This window comes from uncultured Metabacillus sp. (genome assembly GCF_947503125.1).
Lineage (GTDB): Bacteria > Bacillota > Bacilli > Bacillales > Bacillaceae > Metabacillus.
Genome location: NZ_CANNCR010000016.1, coordinates 23,490 through 43,243 on the forward strand (window position 1 = coordinate 23,490; position 19,754 = coordinate 43,243).

Consider the following 19,754-nt stretch of genomic DNA (forward strand, 5'->3'; position numbering starts at 1 on the left):
TTTTATGGGCATGCTTTTTAGCTATAATAAGGATAATAAAAGCTTATCATGCCATTCTGAAGATAAGGAGGTTCTTCATGGTTAAAACGAGCATACGCAAAAAGCTGATTGTTCTTCTCCTACTCATTACAATCGTTCCATTTGGAACCTCAATTGTCATCACCTATTTATATACGAAAGAGTCGTTAAAAGATGAGTTTGTTCAGGAAAATGTCAATCTTCTCTATCAGGGAAAGCTAAATTTGGAAGGCTATATTGAGGAATTAAAAAATCTAACCATATCGTTTTATAATAATGTAGATTTTATGAGTTACCTGCGAAATCCCGGTCAAGAAGATGATTACTTGGCAAAGGAAAGTGTCAAAAATGTGATGCTAACCATGCTTTATGCAGAAAAGAATATTAATCGAGTGAATATAGCAATTGAGGAAGATCGCCAAAATGTGTCTGTATCAAAACGATCTGGTGTCGTGTTTTCTTCATTAAAAAACGGAGATAGAGAAAATTTTCAAAAGGCAAGAAATAATCCGAATTATATTTATATCGAACCTATGCATATTTTGCAAGCCGATCGTGCTGAGGAAGATCAAAAACAGCGAAGGGATGTATTTACCTTGCACCGGGCATTAATTGATGTTCCTTCAGATCATTTGCTAGGCTATATCTCACTAGATATCGCACCAAATAAAATTTCGGAAATAAGTGAGAAATTATATGTAAAAGACAAAGAGGAATTTTATATTTTAAGTCCGGAAGGAGAGCTTATTTTTCGCTCTAATTCCGAAGTATCGGAAAATGAAGAATGGATTACAAAGTTAATCAATTTGTCGCAGCCAAATGGAACAATGGAATGGCAAAAAGATAAATTTCGGGGCTTGATGATTTATGAAAAGGTTGCTGAATCATCTGGAGGCTGGATTTTGGTCAAGCGCATTCCGTATACGTCTGTGTTTGAAAGCGCCTTGAGTGTTGCCAAAATCAATATCATGTTCGGGATTGTTGGGTTAATTCTTGTCATTCTGGCAACATTTTTTGTTTCCTTTAAAATCACTTCGCCGATTCGAGTATTGCTTCAAAATATTAAAAAGGTTGAAGAAGGCAATATGAATGTCCACTTTGAATCACTTGGAAATGATGAAATCGGTGTGTTAGGGGATAGATTTATCCAAATGATCGGTAAAATCAATCACCTTATTAATCGGGAATATAAGCTTGAGATTGAAAATAAGACAAATCAATTAAAGGCATTGCAATCACAACTAAATCCGCATTTTTTATATAATTCATTGCAATCAATCGGCACCTTGGCCTTAAAGAACAATGTACCTCAGGTGTATACCCTTGTTACACATCTTTCGAAAATTATGAGATATGGCATGAATATGGATGAGGATTTTGTTCCTTTAAAAAGAGAAATCGATTATATAAAGGCGTTTTTATTATTACAAAAGGAAAGGTTTGGTGAGCAATTCGAGTATTCCTTACAGGTCGAACCTGAAGCCCTGGCAATAAAGGTTCCAAAGATGATTCTCCAGCCAATCATAGAAAATTATTTTAAACATGGCTTTGATGGCAGCCATGATACAAAAGGCCAATTATGGATCATGGGAAGGGTAGAAGGTGATACACTCATTATAGCCGTTCGTGATAATGGAAAAGGAATAAGTGATAGCCGGCTTCAAGAAATCTATCAGTCCTTTAACCAAGAAAAACAAAAGATGAATAACAAGGGAACAAATATTGGACTAAGAAATGTTTATTTTCGTCTAAAATTGTATTTTGATGAGCGAGCTGAATTTCATTTGCAAAATCTTGATAGCGGAGGACTTTTCGTGACAATTAAACTTCCAGTTGATAGGGAGGTTAACTAAATGAAAGCAATTATTATTGATGATGAGAACCATGTAAGAGACGGCATTAAGCTGCTGGGAGAATGGGAACGACTTGGCATTCATGAAATTTTTGAGGCGAAAGATGGGGAAGAAGCGAAAATCATGATTAAGGAGCAGCGACCTGAAATCATCTTTACCGATATGAATATGCCAAAATTAGATGGAACCCGCCTTTTAAAATGGCTGCATGAATCCAAAATTACGAGCAAAATTATTGTTATAAGCGGTTATGATGATTTTCATTATATGAGAAATGCGATTACGTATGGAAGCTTTGATTACATTTTAAAGCCGATCGAACCTGAAATTTTAAATGAAACCTTGGAAAGGGCGATTAAGGACTGGAAGAAGCAAGCCCTGATGAGGGAATCCACATTAGAAAATACAAAGGCAATGAATGAGATCAAACCATTATATTGGGATCATTTATTCACTGGGATGATAAATAAACCAACGATTCCTTCTGAAGCGAGGGAAAGGGTTCAAAAAGAATTTGGAATTGATCTTACAAAGGAGAATTTCACCACCGTATTGTGTTCCATTCATCCGATCATATCAAAGAGCTTTGCTGGAGATAGGAATTTGGCGTTTTTTACCATTTTAAATATATGCAATGAAATCGTCTGGTCCAATCGCAGTGGAGTATCCTTTAGAAATGTTAATAAGGAAGATGAAATTGTTATTGTTTTATGGAAGCAAATAGATCAGCAGGGATTACTTCAGAAAATCCAAACATGTATTTTAACGTGTTGTCAGATGAATGTTATATTTGCAGTAGGTCATTCATCACAGCAGCTACATCGATCGTATCAATCTGCTCAGCAAACAATGCTGAAGCATGATTTGCTGTCAGCTGCGAAAAAGAGAATTGTTTCTTATGAAGAGATTCGCTCAAGCTCATTGCTTCATCTTTTAGATTATACGCAGGAAATCATGTGGGCCTTACAAAGCGGGAGTATTGAGAAAATGGATCAGGTGCTGAACAAAATCTTTACAACCCTTCAAACCTCCCATATTATCTCCCTTGAGCAAATACAAGCATGGGAAAATCAATTTGATTTATTAAGAAAGAATTGGTTAAAGGAATATCAAATTAACGAGGACATTTCCTTCTATCAAGGCCGGGATTATTGGGGAGAGGACGGCTCCTTTTCGTTTGAGAAGTTTAAGGATGAGAAGCGAAAGGAATTCCATGAACTCATTCATTTTTTATACCGTGTTAAATACCAAAAAGAAAAAAACAGCATTCAAGAAATCGAGGCGTATATACGAAACAACTATGAGCGAGATATCACCTTACAAGAAATTGCCGATCGTTTTTATTTAAGCCGCGAGTATATTTCAAGAAAGTTTAAAGCTGAATACAATGAAACAATCACAAACTATCTCACAACCATCCGAATCGAAAAAGCCAAGGAACTCCTGGAAAATCCGCATTTAAAAATATATGAAATATCATTTAAAGTCGGCTACCAAAACGAAAAATATTTCAGTAAAGTATTTAAAAAAATTGTTGGACTGACGCCGAATGAATATAGGGTATCGGTTATGTCGAAATAATAAAAGGGAAAGTTCCCCAATAACAAGGGGGACTTTCTCAAAATTTTTTACACTTTAAGAAAGTATAAATTGGCAGGAAAGAAGGAAATTCGACGTTGTGGCCAATTTAAAGTTTAAAGTATAAGTGCAACTACGCCTCTGTCTTCGCCTTTCAGGCTCGTCAGTCAGCGAGTTTTCTTTATAGATAAGAAGCGATAAAATCAGCATTCCCTTTAAGGCTGAATTCGCCAAATCCGTTTGGTAAGAGGAAATGATCGCCTTTTTTATATGAATAGGTTGTTCCTTGGTGCGTTAATTCACCTTCGCCTTCGATGACACTAACTAATGTAAATGGTTTGTCCTGAGTTAGTGAGACTGTACCTGATAGGCTCCATTTTTGAACGGTAAAATAAGGACATTCTACATATGTTGTGATGGCTGCATCATCAATTTGTTCTGTTTTTGGTGATACTTCAGTATGTGAGGATGGTGTTTCTGTTACCTCAATACTTTTCTCAATATGAAGCTCGCGCAGGTTTCCTTCTGCATCTTTACGGTTAAAGTCAAAAACACGATAGGTTGTGTCAGAGTTTTGCTGTGTTTCTAAAATGATCGTACCAGCTCCAATTGCATGGATTGTTCCGCTTGGTACGAAGAAGAAATCGCCCGGCTTGATTTTTACTCTACGTAAAAGCTGATCCCATTCTCCTTTTTCAATCATGCTGACTAACTCTTCCTTCGTTTGTGCATGATGACCGTAAATGATTTCCGCGCCTTCTTTGCAATCAATTATGTACCAGCATTCTGTTTTTCCTAGTTCACCATTTTCATGGATCTTAGCATATTCGTCATTCGGATGCACTTGGACAGATAAATCCTGGTTGGCGTCAAGGATTTTCGTTAATAGCGGGAAGCGGTCTCCCTCAATATTTCCGAATAATTCACGATGTTTTTCCCAGAGCTCGCCTAAGGAAACTCCTGCATATTGTCCGTTTTTTACCACGCTTTGTCCGTTTGGATGTGCGGAGAAAGCCCAGCATTCACCAGTAGTATCTGAAGGGATATTATAATGAAAGGAAGTTAATTGTGTTCCACCCCAAATGCGATCTTTAAATATTGGATTAAAAAAAAGTGGTTCTCTGCTCAATATCATAGCCTCCTTAGAAATTTTACCTTTCTATTTTAAGCTAAAAAGCTTGGAAAAGCATACCCTTTTAAACGAAATAAGACTTTCGCCCTTTACCCCGACAGTTTGTAAAAGAAAATTCAAAATACCCCTTGATAATTTTGTGAACAGATTATATACTAATTAAGTAACTTTTCCGACTGTCATCGACAAGCTTCGACATATTTTTCGAAAAGATTGTTGAATCATCTTCGGATTTTTGTTATAATAGAATATGTTCTTGCGGGTGTAGTTTAGTGGTAAAACCTCAGCCTTCCAAGCTGATGATGAGGGTTCGATTCCCTTCACCCGCTCCATACATAATAATCGTGTGCAACGCAGTGTTTCGTTTCTCAGATAAACGAGGCATTGCGTTTTTTATTATGTCGTGCGGTGAGTAGAATGTATTTAAAGCATTCTACCCAAGAACCTCATAAACCGCTTCACCGCCATGTATTTGCGTGAACATGCTTGACAATGCTTGTAATAGCTGGTTAGCCTCGTCTTTTTGAAGAGATGGCTGGAAATAAATGAGATGAAGCGCATTACGTGTGTTTTCGGTCACAGCGGATCGTTTTGAATCAACATATGGACTTCCAAACGGTCCTTGTTGGTCAGCAGATAAGAGTTTCTTTGCTAAGGAAACCTCGCGTTCATTAATCGCTATATATGAATCCTGTTCAGTTCCAATTTTAATCAGGATAGTTCCCTCAAGCTGATCGGCATCATAAATGCCTAATGGGATTTGATATTGCAGAGAAAGAAAATTATTCAGATCCACTGCTGAGTTGACATTATGTAAAAATTGTTGTTTCTGTACACGGCGATATAATGCTTCATTAGATGGTCGGTAGCGATTTGGATCTGTGCCAACAGATTTAAACAATTTTCTCCATTCGTTTATTGCCGGAATGTCAGTGACTTTTTTATCTGCATAATCAAAATAAAGGGATTCTTGAAATAATCGCAATCTGCCTTTTAGCATATGCGGAGAGTCAGAGACTTGAATATCGTGATAACGTACAATGCCAATTTTAAAATCAGGTATTACTTGCTTTACTTCATCACTAATTTGAATTTCCATTATTTTAACCTCCACAATGGTACTGTAGTTATTTTACCATAATAAGAGGAAGGAATCGTCTGATCCGCATCAACTAACAGAAAGGAGGGAAAGGAATGAATATAGAGCAATTTAAACAAGAAGTGATTGCTTATAGTAAAGAAATCGGCATTGATAAAATTGGGTTTACAAGTGCCAATATGTTTGAGGAGCTGAAGCAGCGGCTTATCACACAGCAGGAGTTGGGCTATCAATCAGGCTTTGAGGAGCCGGACATTGAGAAACGAGTCACACCTGTTAAGTTGCTGCCAAAAGCAAGCTCGATTATTTCCATTGCTCTTGCATATCCTTCTAAAATGAAAAATGCTCCTAAAAGCACGAGAGAGGATCGGCGCGGAATTTTTTGCCGTGCTTCATGGGGGCAGGATTATCACACGATTTTACGGGATCGGTTAAGTAAACTGGAAAGCTTTTTGAAGGAAAAAGTGCCGGATATCCAGGTGAAATCAATGGTTGATACTGGTGAGCTTTCAGATCGGGCTGTTGCAGAACGGGCGGGAATCGGCTGGAGCGGAAAGAACTGCTCGATTATCACGCCCGAATTTGGTTCCTATGTTTATTTAGGAGAAATGATTACGAATTTTCCTTTCCCTCCTGATACACCGATGGAGGATCAATGTGGCAGCTGTAGAAAATGCCTTGATGTTTGTCCGACTGGCGCTCTTGTTCAAGGCGGCCAGCTTGATTCTACAAAATGCATCGCATTTTTAACGCAAACGAAAGGGTTTTTAGCTGATGAATATCGCACGAAAATTGGGAACCGGATATATGGCTGTGATACTTGCCAAACCGTCTGCCCTGTGAATAAAGGGAAGGATTTTCATTTTCACGAGGAAATGGAACCGGATCCGGAAATCGCCAAGCCAAAATTAAAACCGCTACTTACGATGAGCAACAGGGAATTTAAAGAAAAATTCGGCCATATCTCTGGTGCATGGCGCGGGAAAAAACCGCTGCAACGCAATGCGATTCTTGCACTTGCTCATTTTAAGGACACAACGGCACTTCCGGAACTCATCAAATTAATGCATGAAGATCCAAGACCAGTCATTCGCGGAACGGCAGCATGGGCTATTGGAAAAATCGGCGGAAATGATGTTGCTGAAGAATTGCATCAAGCTTACGAAAAAGAGATGGATGAAGATGTAAAAAAAGAAATCAAGAAAGGCATAGCCTTTGTTGAAGAAAAATAAAAAGGTGGCAAGGACGCCACCTTTTATCTATTTCTTTTCTTCTTTTAAAAGATCTCTAATTTCAGTTAAAAGCTCTTCTTTCTTATCTACTTCCGGAACTGCCGGTGCTGCATTTTCTTCTTTCTTTTTAAAACGGTTAAAGAATCGAACAACTAAAAAGATCGAAAAGGCGATGATGAGAAAGTCGACGATTGACTGAATAAATTCCCCGTATTTTATGGCAGCCTTTCCTACTGTTAAGGAAAGATGGCTAAAATTAATCCCGCCCATTAATAGTCCAACGGTGGGCGTAATGATATCTTCTACGAGGGAGGTAACAATTTTACCGAACGCCGCCCCAATAACAACGGCCACCGCTAAATCCAACACATTTCCTTTTAGTGCAAACTTTTTAAATTCCTGTAACATATGTATTCACCTCTAGTTTTTATTCCGATCTTAGTATAAAGGTAAAAAAGGATAAGGACAACCTGACTGTTACCTTTACCCTATCCAATTATGATGATTTTAACGAATTTCTCAACAGCATTCACATACCCTTTAGTAAATAAGGATGGTGGTGAGATTATGAAGCAAAAGCTTTTTGAGTTACATGAGAGGAAGCTTCAAATGCTTATCAATAAAAAACCGATTAAAAATGATCGGAATGATGAAGAATTCCATGCGTTCGAGAGAAGGCTTCAATCAAATGATAAAAGGAAAACTGAAATTGTAAAGGGGAGCACCACAGTAAGAATTACAAAGATTGAAGACCAATCTATTCATTTAAAGAATGCCTTGTATACATGTCACTATAAATGGTTAAATAAACAGTATGACCGTTTTTTTCTTGAAGAACGAATCGAGCATCGTAAAGCTCGTTTTTATCGCGATGAGCTTGTTGACGATCGGATCGTTGATTTTAATGAGATAGGAAATGAGCCGGTACCTTCTGTCGACGAGCAGCGAAGCAAGGAATCATTTGTTTATGACAGGCTTGCAGCTGTACAGTATGCGGAGCGTTGGTGGAATAGTGCAAATCCAGCTTATAAAAATTTTGATGTCAACTGCACAAATTTTATTTCTCAGTGTCTTCATGCAGGCGGAGCACAAATGCGCGGCTATCCAAATCGCTCCTCCGGCTGGTGGATGGAGCAGAATAATTGGAGCTTTAGTTGGTCAGTAGCAAATTCAATGAGGAGCTTTTTTCTCCATTCCAAAACTGGGTTAAGGGCAGAGGTTGTTGATTCAGCAGAACAATTAATGCCAGGTGATGTGATATGCTATGATTTTCAGGGAGATGGCCGTTATGATCACACAACCTTTGTTGTCGCAAAGGATCAGGAAAATATGCCGCTGGTGAATGCGCAAACGTATAATAGCCGGATGCGTTATTGGGCCTATGAGGATTCAACCGCTTATACCCCGAATATAAAATATACATTTTTTCGTATCATAGATGATACGAGTTCGAAATAACAATGGTATAATTTCATTTGGTAACAATAATAAGCAGACTTTTGCTTTATAAACGTCCAAAGGTGGAGCAAGCGAAGCAAGCTTTAAAGCATGCTCTCATCCCCCTTTCCACATAATGTAGATGAGGTGAAAAAATTGGCATTACATGTAGTTTTATATCAACCAGAGATTCCTGCAAATACAGGGAATATTGCTCGTTCTTGTGCAGCAACAAATACAACTCTTCATCTAATCCGTCCGTTAGGGTTTTCAACAGATGATAAAATGTTAAAACGTGCCGGATTGGATTATTGGGAATTTGTTAACGTGATTTATCATGATTCTTTAGATGAATTATTTGAGGGGTATAAGGATGCAGAATTTTTCTTTTTAACAAAATTCGGCAAGCAGCCACATACAACATTTGATTATAGTGATGTTGAAAAGGATTATTTCTTTGTGTTCGGACGGGAAACAACCGGACTGCCAAAGGATTTACTGGAGGCAAATATGGACAGATGCTTACGCCTGCCAATGACAGAGCATGTTCGTTCATTAAACCTTTCGAACACAGCAGCGATCTTAATTTATGAAGCGTTAAGACAGCAAAACTATCCTGGCTTAACATAAGAATCAATGTCTTAAAGGCAATCGGTCATTCACCGATTGCTTCTAGTCCAACTTCTTACCTCTTACTTCAAGAAGAAGAATCTTTGCATTTTTCTTTTTCACATGAACAAAAAGGCTTTCAAAAACAGCCTCGCAAAAATGAAAGGGTCAGATCCCTAAAAATACAATATACAGGACTAAATCACTTTGAAGTTCCATATATTGTATTTACAGGGGGCTGACCCTCTTTGTTTGATGCATTATTTTTTTACACCTGGTTTGCTTTCATATCCTGCAGTAAAGATTGCTACCAAGAATGCTAAACTAACACCTAAAACTAAAATCGTGTTCATCGCTTTGCCTCCTAACTAATCGATCACTCGTTGGAACAAGTAAGGGTATGTATAGCTTCCCCTTTTATAGCTAGTTTCATTATAACCTAATCAAAATGTGATGTGAACGTGTAACAAAATTTTTCCCGTAAAATTTATCCCCTTTGTCGCAGGTTATAGATAGCTTTTTTACCTTCATAAGAAGAATGTTAGAGGACATCCTCGCATAAAGTGTATTAATCTGCACGAGTTTTTTACAACTACGACCAAATGATGAAGGAGGTCCTTATGGATATTTTAAAGAAAATTGAAAAGTTTAGGGAAGATGAGCAACGCTTAAAGTGGGAAGGAACCTTCGTAGAGTATTTGGATATTGTTAAGGAAAAGCCTTGGGTTGCACAATCAGCTCATTCCAGGGTTTACAATATGATTAAAGATGCTGGTATAGAAGAGATTGATGGCAAAAGAACGTATAAGTTTTTTGACCATCAGCTATATGGACTAGAAAATGCACTCGAACGCCTGGTAGAAGAGTATTTCCATCCTGCTGCAAAACGATTAGATGTCAGAAAGCGGATTTTGCTATTGATGGGTCCTGTTAGTGGCGGTAAATCAACACTAGTTACCATGCTGAAAAGAGGGTTGGAGAAGTATTCACTCTCAGACAGAGGAGCAGTATATGCGATAAAAGGCTGCCCAATGCATGAAGACCCTCTTCACTTGATTCCACATCATTTAAGAGATGATTTCTATGAAGAATACGGGATTCGTATCGAAGGAAATCTCTCACCATTAAATGTGATGAGGTTGGAGGAAGAATACGGCGGCCGTATCGAAGATGTAAGAATCGAGAGAGTATTTCTATCCGAAGACAAACGTGTGGGGATTGGGACATTCAGTCCATCAGATCCTAAATCACAGGATATTGCCGACTTAACGGGAAGCATAGATTTCTCAACCATTGCTGAGTATGGCTCAGAGTCTGATCCTCGTGCTTATCGTTTTGACGGGGAATTAAACAAAGCGAACCGAGGAATGATGGAATTCCAAGAAATGCTGAAATGTGATGAGAAGTTTTTATGGCATTTGCTTTCCCTCACTCAGGAAGGTAATTTCAAGGCTGGTCGTTTTGCTTTAATCTCGGCTGATGAATTAATTGTTGCCCATACGAATGAAACAGAGTATCGTTCGTTCATTTCAAATAAAAAGAATGAAGCCCTGCACTCGCGGATTATTGTTATGCCTGTCCCATATAATTTAAAAGTGTCTGAAGAAGAGCGGATTTATGAAAAAATGATTAAAGAAAGTGATGTTTCCGATGTTCATATTGCGCCACATACGTTAAAGGTAGCGGCGATGTTTACGATTTTAACCCGTCTGAAAGAGCCGAAGCGGGGCGACATCGATCTTGTGAAGAAAATGAGATTGTATGATGGGGAAATTGTAGAAGGCTTTAATTCCGTTGATGTTGCAGAGCTTCAAAAGGAATACAATGATGAAGGAATGTCAGGTATTGATCCCCGCTATGTGATTAACCGGATTTCTTCAACCATCATTCGCAAGGAAGTACCATCAATTAATGCGCTTGATGTTTTACGGGCTCTGAAAGAAGGACTTGATCAGCATGCTTCCATCTCAAATGAAGATCGTGAAAAATACTTAAACTTCATTTCGGTTGCACGTAAGCTATATGATGATATGGCGAAAAAAGAAGTTCAAAAAGCGTTTGTGTACTCCTATGAAGAATCTGCCAAAACACTTATGGATAACTATCTGGATAATGTGGAAGCTTACTGCAATAAAAACAAGCTTCGTGATCCGTTAACAGGTGAGGAAATGAATCCTGATGAAAAATTAATGCGTTCAATTGAGGAACAAATCGGGATTTCAGAAAATGCTAAAAAAGCGTTCCGTGAGGAAATTCTTATCCGTATCTCGGCCTATGCACGCAAAGGAAAACGATTTGATTATAATTCACACGAGCGTTTACGAGAAGCAATCCAGAAAAAGCTATTTGCAGATCTAAAAGATGTGGTTAAAATCACAACGTCCTCTAAAACACCAGACGAACAGCAGCTTAAGAAAATCAACGAGGTTGTTGCACGTCTAATCGATGAGCATGGGTATAATTCAACCTCTGCTAATGAATTACTACGCTATGTTGGCAGCTTGTTAAATAGATAAAAAACCTGAGGATTGTGGCTGGCAATTAACCATTGTCAGCTTTGTTTTTTCTATTCTGATTTGGAAAATTCAGGTTGATGCACAGAGAGGGATGAAGGGGTTGTCCCATTTCATTTTGAAGTAGCTAAATGTCTTTTAAAGCCTTATTTCATAGGCTTTGGGGTCTTGTCTTATTTTTAAGGATTCCGTATTTATTTTCGAAATTATTTGTCAATAAATCAAATCTTTCGCATAGGATAGAGTAATCCAAAGAATTACAAGTCTGACTGTGTATGAAATTTACTCATCCACGTTAATGTATGCTAATAAAACAAATTATGTGACACTTTTAAAAAATATTTTTGGAGGGGGAGTTAGTTAGATGTCAGGAAAAGAAGAACAAAACTTTGTTATTTCTCAAGAAGATTGGACCCTCCATCGTAAAGGCCATGATGATCAAACACGCCATCAAGAAAAAGTACAAGAGGCTATTCGCAACAACCTACCTGATCTCATTACAGAAGAAAGTATTATCATGTCTAATGGGAAGGATGTTGTGAAAATCCCGATTCGTTCATTGGACGAATATAAAATTCGTTATAACTACGATAAAAATAAGCATGTTGGCCAAGGAGATGGAGAAAGTCAGGTTGGTGATGTGGTCGCAAGAGAAGGATCACAAGCAGATGCCAAAGGTCCGGGAAAAGGTCAGGGAGCTGGAGATCAGGCCGGTGAAGATTATTATGAAGCTGAAGTTTCGATACTCGAGCTGGAAGCCGCACTTTTTAAAGAGTTAGAGCTGCCTAACTTAAAACAAAAGGAACGGGACAATATTGTCATTGAAAATATTGAGTTTAATGACATCCGCCGTACAGGTTTAATGGGGAATATTGATAAAAAACGAACCATGCTTTCGGCATATAAACGGAATGCAATGTCTGGTAATCGAAAATTTCATCCGATTTTTCCTGAAGACTTAAAGTATAAAACATGGAATGAAGTCGTTAAACCGGAATCAAAAGCAGTCGTTATTGCGATGATGGATACGAGCGGCTCGATGGGATTATGGGAAAAATATATGGCAAGAAGCTTTTTCTTCTGGATGACAAGATTTCTTAGAACAAAATACGAAAAGGTGGATATTGAATTTATTGCCCATCATACAGAAGCGAAGGTTGTTTCTGAAGAAGATTTCTTTTCAAAAGGTGAAAGCGGCGGAACCATCTGTTCATCCGCCTATCGAAAAGCACTTGAAATTATCGAAGAAAAGTATAACCCATCACGGTTCAATATTTATCCATTCCATTTCTCAGATGGTGATAATTTAACATCAGACAATGCCAGATGTGTAAAACTTGTAACTGAGCTGATGAAGGTATCAAATATTTTTGGTTATGGTGAAGTTAATCAGTATAATCGTACACCATCTACACTTATGAGTGCTTACAAGCATATAAATGATGAGAAGTTCAGATATCACATTCTTAAAAATAAAGCCGGAATTTTCGATGCGTTAAAAACTTTTTTTACCAATGAAGACGCAAAAACGAAGGCTGTTTAATTTTACAGCCTTCTATATTTTTGGATACAATTGAATCGTAAATTGATCTTTCTTTTTCCAGTTTTGTTTACGTAGATAGGTTACTTTTTCAAGAATTGACTTTAACAATCGATTTTTCTTTTCAACATCTGATGTTTGATAATAAGCTTCAATAACACGTTTTACTCTTGGAATGTATTCATTGATATTTTTTTCATACATTTCTTCTTGTAAAATGTCCTTCTTTAGCTCCTCAATACTCGCTTCTAATTTCTTTATCTCAGTAACGACAACTTGTTGTCTTTCCATAAAAGTGTCAACATCGTACACGCCACGTTCTAAAAAAGTATGAAGATTGTTTTTTTGAATGGCTAATTCTCTTAGTTCTTTTTCTTTTCTCTCAATTGCCTTTTGTTTAATAGGGATCACAGAATTATTTTTTCTATTTACTTGGTCATCTTCCATAATTTCCATATTATAAACAATTTCCTGTAAACCTTGTAAAATCTTCTCTTCAACTAGATTTAAAGCAGCACCTTTTTGGATTCCTTTACATTGCGATTGCGCACATCGAATGAAATCATTTGGTCTATCTTTACGTGGTTGGTATAACATTGTATAACCGCAAACCTCGCATAAAAGGATACCAGCTAAAGGATTAGAGAGAGTCTTATTATTTATTGTTGAAGGTCTCCACCTTCCAGAGTGAGCACGATTAGCTGCCTCCCATAGTTCTTGGGTAACTATTGGTTCATGTGCATTTTCTTTTATGATCCATTGATCTCGAGGCACTTTTTTACGTGTATATTTTCCATTTCGTTTTTGATACTTTACTTTACCCCAAATAATATGCCCAAGGTATACTTCATTTTTAATAATAGCCGTGATAGTTGAGGGAGCCCAAGTATCTTTAATAGGTGGTTTTATTTCAAGTTTGTCTAATTCTAAAGCAATAGCCTGCCTACCGTGACCATCTCTCATCATCTCAAACATCCTTTTAACAACCCAGGATGTTTCAGGATCAGGATATAGCTTTAACTTTTCGTCACGTAGATAGCCATATGGCGGCTTTTTAGAAACTGATTTACCTTCTGATACTGAATTTCTTCTACCGCCTTGTAATCGACGTGTAATGGCTTTTAATTCTTGCCTTGCAACTAAAGACTTTACTCCAAATACTAACTCCCAAGACTCTTCATCTGGATCATAGTATTCAGTAGGGGTAATAATTTTCGTTCCAGAGTATCGAAAAGCTCTGTCTAATAAGCCTTGATCTAACATATCACCACGACCAAGACGGTCAAGGTCCATAACAAGGACTGCCTCTACAAATCCAGCTTCTAACCTCCTAATAAGTTCTTGAATTTTAGGGCGTTCAGATATAAATTCACCCGAAACTACTTCTTCATGTATTTCTAATATGTTATGATTTTCTCTTTTTGCGATAGCTAATAACTGATTACGATGTTTTGAGAGGGTATCATACTCTAAACCTTCATCAGCTGCAGATCGTTCTTCCTCGATATCCTTACGACTTTTCCTTAAGTATATATCTATATCTAAATTAGTAGGTCTATACAATTTTAAATCACCTCTACACAATTATACAAATATCCATACACGAAAAAAAGCCCGAATATGGGCTTGATCTTTTTAAATTGATATAGACATTTGTTTTTTTAGATATTTTCGTTTCTCAATTTGTATTAATCGTTCAGTACATAATTCTGGGGTCACTTTAAACAAATGAACCATATTATCAATGACAGACGAATCATTTAAATCAATATAATGGAGCATATGATTTGGAATTGCCGCATAACGGACAAAATTCCTAGCATCCCATTCCTGAAGCTGTCGAAATGCTTCTGGTATCATTCCCTGTCTACCAGAATGCCTAAGAATGTGACAAAGCTCATGAAAAAAAATTTCACGTTGCTTAAGCTTGTCTTTACGAATATCGATTGTAATGGCTCTAAAGCGACCCACTACATCGTATCTACTAGGAATTTTATCCCTTTTTATAAAGATTTCATTCCTTTTTGCTATGTAATCTTCAGATATTTCACTTGGTTTTTTTATTTTTAGCTTCAAATAAAAAGATGTTACCCAGTCCTCTAGAGCTGTGGTTGGATAGACTTTACTCATATTACCAACTCCCTAGGACTATTATACGAATGTATGTTCCTTTTTTGCAATAAAAAAATAACCCAATTATAGGTTATTTTTTCAATCTATTACTTCAACACTAATTTTTGCCCATTCATCTGGAGATGAATTTGAAATATCCAACTTTATGATCTTTGCTGTATACTTAGCACCATCTAATATCATCTTTTTAAATTCACAGGAGTAATATTTTGGTACATATCCTAATTTTACACTATCTGAAGAAAGAACCATTACAGCATTGTCATCATGCTCATTAGCTGGATCTAATTCCATGCTTATAGTATCACCAACTTTTAAAGTATCACAAACGTTTTGGAAATCAGCATACCGAGCCCCAGCAAGATCAAAGGTAACCTCAAATGATTGTCCTTTCTTGTAAGAAATCTCTTTAACAAATTCAAATGTGTCAGTAGCAAGTCTACCTCGTGTAGCCTCAAGTATTTCCATGTCTGTGCTTGTATTATTTAAGCCATACTCTATAAGGATTTCTCCATAATCAGGTCGTTTAGGTTGAGGTAACCGTTTTTTAATACTTGGAAAAATGTTTCCTTTAACTTCATAGTGTTGTTTTAAATTAGGAAAGTTTGGATAGTTTTGAAATCGATGTTTCACTGCTTCAGAAAGTTCAGGATCTTTATAATAAAATTTATAAATATCACTGTCCTTATTATAAGTAAGTTTACCAACGGTGAACCGTGATCGAGTTTCAGGATCCTTCCATATTAATAACAAATCTGTTATTTCGCTTATCATATTATCACCCATTTTAATTAATATGTCTCTTCTTATCATAATAAATTGCTTTAGGAACTCTTTATGTATATTACTAACAAATTCTTTTGGGAGCTTTTCTACAATTGTATTTATAGATGAATCCGTTAACAAAACGAGCTGATTTAGTAATATAGAATACTCTTTTACATAGGTTGTAAAAATCTTCCTAACTAGGGAAAAGTGATTTTCTTGCCTTTTATCTAAGTAACCGATCTTTGACTTTCCTTTAAATATGTATCTTATCAGATTATCTCGTTTTTTCAATAGACTTTCTAAAGTTGTAATATTTAAGTCTCGTCCTAAAGAGGCACTATTGTCATATAGAGGGGAAATAAACTTCTTGTGTGTACCTTCGTGTCTAGTAATTCCCCAATTATCTTGATGTCTATCTCCATTCGCAACCAATGCATCAAATAAAATACAAAATAAAAAATCTTCGATCACCAAGTCTTGCTCTTTCAAGACTTGATTTATAAGTTGTATATTGTAACCTTTATTTTTATCATGGTCATAGTCATAAGGGAAGAAGGTACCACCGTCATAGTGTGAAAATCCACTCTTTTCATCAACAAAAAAGTAACTAATAGAACCTAACCTGCCATTTCTGATAGCTAAATCCACTTCAGCACAAGGAAAATCAATAACATTTGCTATCTCATAACAAAGTTTTTCTGCCCAGTGTTCTCCACGATCCTCACGTGGAAGTTTAAACATGACACTCCTTTTAGAGTTAGGTTCAATTAACCAAATTTTTTCGCGGTTCCCAGTCCCTTTACCTCTTTTTGCATCTACTTGCCAATCTGATACATCTATAATAGGATATGTCTCCATAAGAGATCCTTTTCCCCTCCATTCTAAAACTTAACTTAAAATCAGCAAACGATAATTCGAAGTTTTACTATATTTATAAAAAGAAAAAGACACCATTTCAATGTGTCTAATTCTTAGTTGTTATTAGTATCTTTATTACGTTCTTTCGCTTTTTGTGCAACCCACTCAAAATGCTTCTTAACCTCAATCATATCTTCTGGAGAAAGGTTTTTCCATTCTTCAATATCAAAGAAACCAGAATCTTCTATACCATATGTTTTTAATAGCTCACTTATTTCTGACAATGAATCAAATGGATTATCTTGATTAGGTTTAATTTCATATCTCCCTATTTTATCAATACGTAATACAGGTATGCCCGTTTGAAGTGAAGAACTTTGATTTTCAAGTGCTTGACGATACTTTTCAGAATATCTTGAAAAAACATTGTTAATTAAGTCTATTTCATTTTCACTCAGTTTAATCTTACCTGATTCCCATTTATCAATAAGTTCTTTACTTACTCCTAACTCAGTAGCTAATTCTTCAGGAGTTAACCCGCAAAACTCTCGTGCCCTTTTTAGATTTTGAATAACAATTAATTGTGGGTATGCTTGATCTTCACCAGTTATTAAATAATCAATTGAAACATTAAAAATCTCAGCTAACTTTTGAGTAGTTGCATGATCAGGTTCTCTTTTGCTATTCGGATTTTCATAATGACCATATCCTTGTCTAGTTATACCTAACATTTTAGCTACATCATCTTGAGTTAACTTTCTAGCTAACCTAAGTGACTTTAATCTATTAGCAAACATTTTATCACCTACTTTAATAATGAAATTATAACGCAACAATTAGTTGCTATAAATAAATGCAACAAAATGTTTCATAAAATATTGACAGCTACATATTGTTTCTTGTAATATTAAGTCAACGCTACAAAATGTTTCGTTTAGTGAGGTGAAAATATGAGGAGAGATTGGCTAATTTCTTATAGAAAAAAATTCAATTTGACACATCAAAATATTGCAGATTCAATAAACGTTTCTCGTCAGTATTATGGAATGATTGAAAGTGGCGAAAGAGATCCTAGCGTGGAAACTGCAAAAAAAATTGGAAATTTGCTTAATTTTAATTGGATAATTTTTTTTGAGAATAAAAGCAACAAAACGTTTCATGAGACATCTGCTTAATTAGAGGGTCCATTTTAATAAGATTTAGTTAAGTTTTTAGAAAAACAAGAACAGTAAAGAGGTGACAGAATGCTTGCAAGTACACTGATCCAACCGCATAAACATATCCCAAGGGGGAATGCGGGCATGGATAAACCTAAAAAAGAATTTCAATATGGTAATACAACAGTCATCATCCACTCTCCATTAGTCATGATGAATGACAAAGAAAGAAAAAAATGGTTCAAGGATGAATGGGAAAAAGGAAATCCAGTCCTTAAAGATATAGCAAATGCAGTTCATGATTGTTATAGAAATTAAATTATTAGCGTCTAATTAAATATTACTGTATACAACTGAATAATTCGGAGGCGAAAACATGTCGAACAAACCATATTCATTACACAATCTCAACCAAGAAATGAGGGATATGAGAATCCAATCTGACTTTAGCCAAATAGCACTAGGTCAGATCTTAGGCCGCACCCAAAAGCAAATGAGTGAAATTGAAAATGGCCTTATCGATCCTAGTCCAGAATTAGCTATTAATTGGTTTACTGCACTTGGAGCATTTGAACACGTTGATCTAGTTCATTACATATTCGACTTGCATCCACTAGCAGCCGCACCGATTGATCCAAGGCTAAATGAAGATCTTGGTAGAGCTATCCTAAATCTTAAACAACAGATCCAACACGCATTGGATTCGATAGAAAGCATCGAGGAATGGATATCTGATTTACGTCCAGGACAAGTCACAGAAGTTCCGATGAATGATTTTAAAGAATTATATGATTTGTGCCCGGGTGTAAGGACAACTCTATATGCCTTAAATAGGGAGTTCGGAATTAATCTCAAAACGCTGTCCGATGATTGGACTAGAAAATCAATTTCCCAAAGAGTAGCAATGCCAAGATATGAAGAAAGAAAATTAGTGAATGTTTAAGAAAGGGGAATAACGATGAAGCAAACTATTAAACTAACTAACTTACAAAAAGATATGTCAGTAATTGCAATGAGAAACTATCGTAAAACATTGAATGGTTTAGGACAGAAATTGTTTGATATTGCATTTAAGAAAGTCCAGCAAATGAATGAGGAAGTTAAACTAGATGGAATGGAAATGATTTATATAACTCAGTCCTTAAGGTTTCAAGGAAAAGAGTATGCTCAGTCTGGCAATCAAGAAATGGCAGTTTTATATAGAGAATTCGGAAATCGCATTGAATTGATCAGATTTGAATTTCAAAGAAGAAACAACCCTTTATTAAAAAATAAAAAAGCAGCAAGTGCTGGCACACTCACTGCTTGACGGTAATACTGGTTAAACAACTCGGTACTATAATTCTACCATTTTCATTAAATATCGACAAGGATTTTAAGTTCTTGTCGTCATAACTAGGAGTGCTCTTATCCCCCTAACCCATTAAAAGAGTTCCCCTTCACTCCTGGTTATGCCGATGCGAACTTGTTATTAATACATATGCAACTTGAGGACAAGCTATGCATCAATTTTCAAAAAAAAGGAGGTTTTTTCTTTGAGCCCACTTGCTGTATACACATTAATTTTCCTTGGAATATGTTCTCTAATCATGTGGTTTTCAGTTAATGGGAAGAGGTCGGAAGAAAAGGGGAGGTAACATGCTTTTTGAAGTTGATTTTGTAGTCAAAATAAAAAGCAATTTCAAGACGATCTACTCTACATTAGTGTTTGCCCACACAGTTAATGAATGTAAAGAGAGAGCTTCTGAAATTGCTAAAGAAAAGAGTTTGTTAAATACAAATATTTATATTCAGGAATTAATTATTCCACAATCTTAGTTCTTTGTA

19 protein-coding genes and 1 tRNA gene are annotated in these 19,754 nt (G+C 36.3%); 13 read left to right on the plus strand and 7 right to left on the minus strand.

The annotated features are described in order from the left end of the window. Window positions 1-77 precede the first annotated feature (77 nt). Entirely contained in the window at window positions 78-1,871 is a 1,794-nt protein-coding gene (locus tag Q1B07_RS12755) for a sensor histidine kinase (RefSeq protein ID WP_299090475.1), read from the plus strand. After that, on the plus strand, window positions 1,872-3,452 hold the full coding sequence (locus Q1B07_RS12760) for a response regulator (protein ID WP_299090473.1): 1,581 nt from the start codon (window positions 1,872-1,874) through the stop codon (window positions 3,450-3,452). A 178-nt stretch (window positions 3,453-3,630) separates the two neighbouring features. On the opposite strand, the gene manA is transcribed toward Q1B07_RS12760, so the two are convergent. After that, on the minus strand, window positions 3,631-4,578 hold the full coding sequence (gene manA, locus Q1B07_RS12765; protein ID WP_299832874.1) for a mannose-6-phosphate isomerase, class I: 948 nt from the start codon (window positions 4,576-4,578) through the stop codon (window positions 3,631-3,633). 261 nt (window positions 4,579-4,839) lie between these two features. On the opposite strand from manA, the gene Q1B07_RS12770 reads away from it, so the two are divergent. Continuing rightward, window positions 4,840-4,913 (plus strand) — tRNA-Gly (locus tag Q1B07_RS12770). Window positions 4,914-5,014: 101 nt separating this feature from the next. On the opposite strand, the gene Q1B07_RS12775 is transcribed toward Q1B07_RS12770, so the two are convergent. Further along, window positions 5,015-5,680 carry a phenylalanine--tRNA ligase beta subunit-related protein gene (locus tag Q1B07_RS12775; RefSeq protein ID WP_299090469.1) on the minus strand — a complete coding sequence of 222 codons (666 nt, stop codon included), beginning with the start codon at window positions 5,678-5,680 and terminating at the stop codon, window positions 5,015-5,017. A gap of 95 nt (window positions 5,681-5,775) precedes the next feature. Between Q1B07_RS12775 and queG the strand changes: the two genes are divergently transcribed. Further along, window positions 5,776-6,912, plus strand: coding sequence for a tRNA epoxyqueuosine(34) reductase QueG (gene queG, locus Q1B07_RS12780; RefSeq protein ID WP_299090466.1), 1,137 nt, complete (start codon window positions 5,776-5,778; stop codon window positions 6,910-6,912). A gap of 27 nt (window positions 6,913-6,939) precedes the next feature. Here the strand turns inward: queG and mscL are convergent, their stop codons facing one another. After that, complete coding sequence (gene mscL / locus Q1B07_RS12785) at window positions 6,940-7,320, minus strand: large conductance mechanosensitive channel protein MscL (RefSeq protein WP_299090463.1); 381 nt, start codon at window positions 7,318-7,320, stop codon at window positions 6,940-6,942. Between the two features lie 159 nt (window positions 7,321-7,479). On the opposite strand from mscL, the gene Q1B07_RS12790 reads away from it, so the two are divergent. From Q1B07_RS12790 to yhbH, 4 genes are all read left to right on the plus strand, one after another. After that, complete coding sequence (locus tag Q1B07_RS12790) at window positions 7,480-8,370, plus strand: amidase domain-containing protein (RefSeq protein WP_299090460.1); 891 nt, start codon at window positions 7,480-7,482, stop codon at window positions 8,368-8,370. A gap of 126 nt (window positions 8,371-8,496) precedes the next feature. Continuing rightward, window positions 8,497-8,979 (plus strand): tRNA (uridine(34)/cytosine(34)/5-carboxymethylaminomethyluridine(34)-2'-O)-methyltransferase TrmL, encoded by a 483-nt coding sequence (gene trmL, locus Q1B07_RS12795; RefSeq protein WP_299090458.1) that lies wholly within the window; start codon window positions 8,497-8,499, stop codon window positions 8,977-8,979. Between the two features lie 599 nt (window positions 8,980-9,578). Continuing rightward, the gene (locus Q1B07_RS12800) at window positions 9,579-11,474 is read left to right on the plus strand and encodes a PrkA family serine protein kinase (RefSeq protein WP_299090455.1); all 1,896 of its coding nucleotides are present in this window, start codon (window positions 9,579-9,581) and stop codon (window positions 11,472-11,474) included. Between the two features lie 361 nt (window positions 11,475-11,835). After that, complete coding sequence (gene yhbH / locus Q1B07_RS12805; protein ID WP_299090453.1) at window positions 11,836-13,014, plus strand: sporulation protein YhbH; 1,179 nt, start codon at window positions 11,836-11,838, stop codon at window positions 13,012-13,014. A gap of 12 nt (window positions 13,015-13,026) precedes the next feature. Here yhbH and Q1B07_RS12810 read toward each other — a convergent pair whose 3' ends face one another. From Q1B07_RS12810 to Q1B07_RS12825, 4 genes are all read right to left on the minus strand, one after another. Further along, window positions 13,027-14,574, minus strand: coding sequence for a recombinase family protein (locus Q1B07_RS12810; protein ID WP_299090451.1), 1,548 nt, complete (start codon window positions 14,572-14,574; stop codon window positions 13,027-13,029). Window positions 14,575-14,646: 72 nt separating this feature from the next. Beyond that, on the minus strand, window positions 14,647-15,141 hold the full coding sequence (locus Q1B07_RS12815; RefSeq protein WP_299090448.1) for an ImmA/IrrE family metallo-endopeptidase: 495 nt from the start codon (window positions 15,139-15,141) through the stop codon (window positions 14,647-14,649). A gap of 81 nt (window positions 15,142-15,222) precedes the next feature. Then, window positions 15,223-16,770 (minus strand): HIRAN domain-containing protein, encoded by a 1,548-nt coding sequence (locus tag Q1B07_RS12820; RefSeq protein ID WP_299090445.1) that lies wholly within the window; start codon window positions 16,768-16,770, stop codon window positions 15,223-15,225. 113 nt (window positions 16,771-16,883) lie between these two features. After that, entirely contained in the window at window positions 16,884-17,567 is a 684-nt protein-coding gene (locus Q1B07_RS12825) for a helix-turn-helix transcriptional regulator (RefSeq protein WP_299090443.1), read from the minus strand. Window positions 17,568-17,720: 153 nt separating this feature from the next. Between Q1B07_RS12825 and Q1B07_RS12830 the strand changes: the two genes are divergently transcribed. The 5 genes from Q1B07_RS12830 to Q1B07_RS12850 all read left to right on the plus strand — a co-directional run bounded on the left by Q1B07_RS12830 (window position 17,721) and on the right by Q1B07_RS12850 (window position 19,745). Continuing rightward, on the plus strand, window positions 17,721-17,945 hold the full coding sequence (locus tag Q1B07_RS12830; protein ID WP_299090441.1) for a helix-turn-helix transcriptional regulator: 225 nt from the start codon (window positions 17,721-17,723) through the stop codon (window positions 17,943-17,945). Window positions 17,946-18,071: 126 nt separating this feature from the next. After that, entirely contained in the window at window positions 18,072-18,245 is a 174-nt protein-coding gene (locus tag Q1B07_RS12835; protein WP_299090438.1) for a hypothetical protein, read from the plus strand. 58 nt (window positions 18,246-18,303) lie between these two features. After that, complete coding sequence (locus Q1B07_RS12840; RefSeq protein WP_299090437.1) at window positions 18,304-18,870, plus strand: helix-turn-helix transcriptional regulator; 567 nt, start codon at window positions 18,304-18,306, stop codon at window positions 18,868-18,870. A gap of 15 nt (window positions 18,871-18,885) precedes the next feature. Next, on the plus strand, window positions 18,886-19,236 hold the full coding sequence (locus tag Q1B07_RS12845; RefSeq protein WP_299090435.1) for a hypothetical protein: 351 nt from the start codon (window positions 18,886-18,888) through the stop codon (window positions 19,234-19,236). Between the two features lie 329 nt (window positions 19,237-19,565). Then, complete coding sequence (locus tag Q1B07_RS12850) at window positions 19,566-19,745, plus strand: hypothetical protein (RefSeq protein WP_299832877.1); 180 nt, start codon at window positions 19,566-19,568, stop codon at window positions 19,743-19,745. Window positions 19,746-19,754 lie beyond the last annotated feature (9 nt).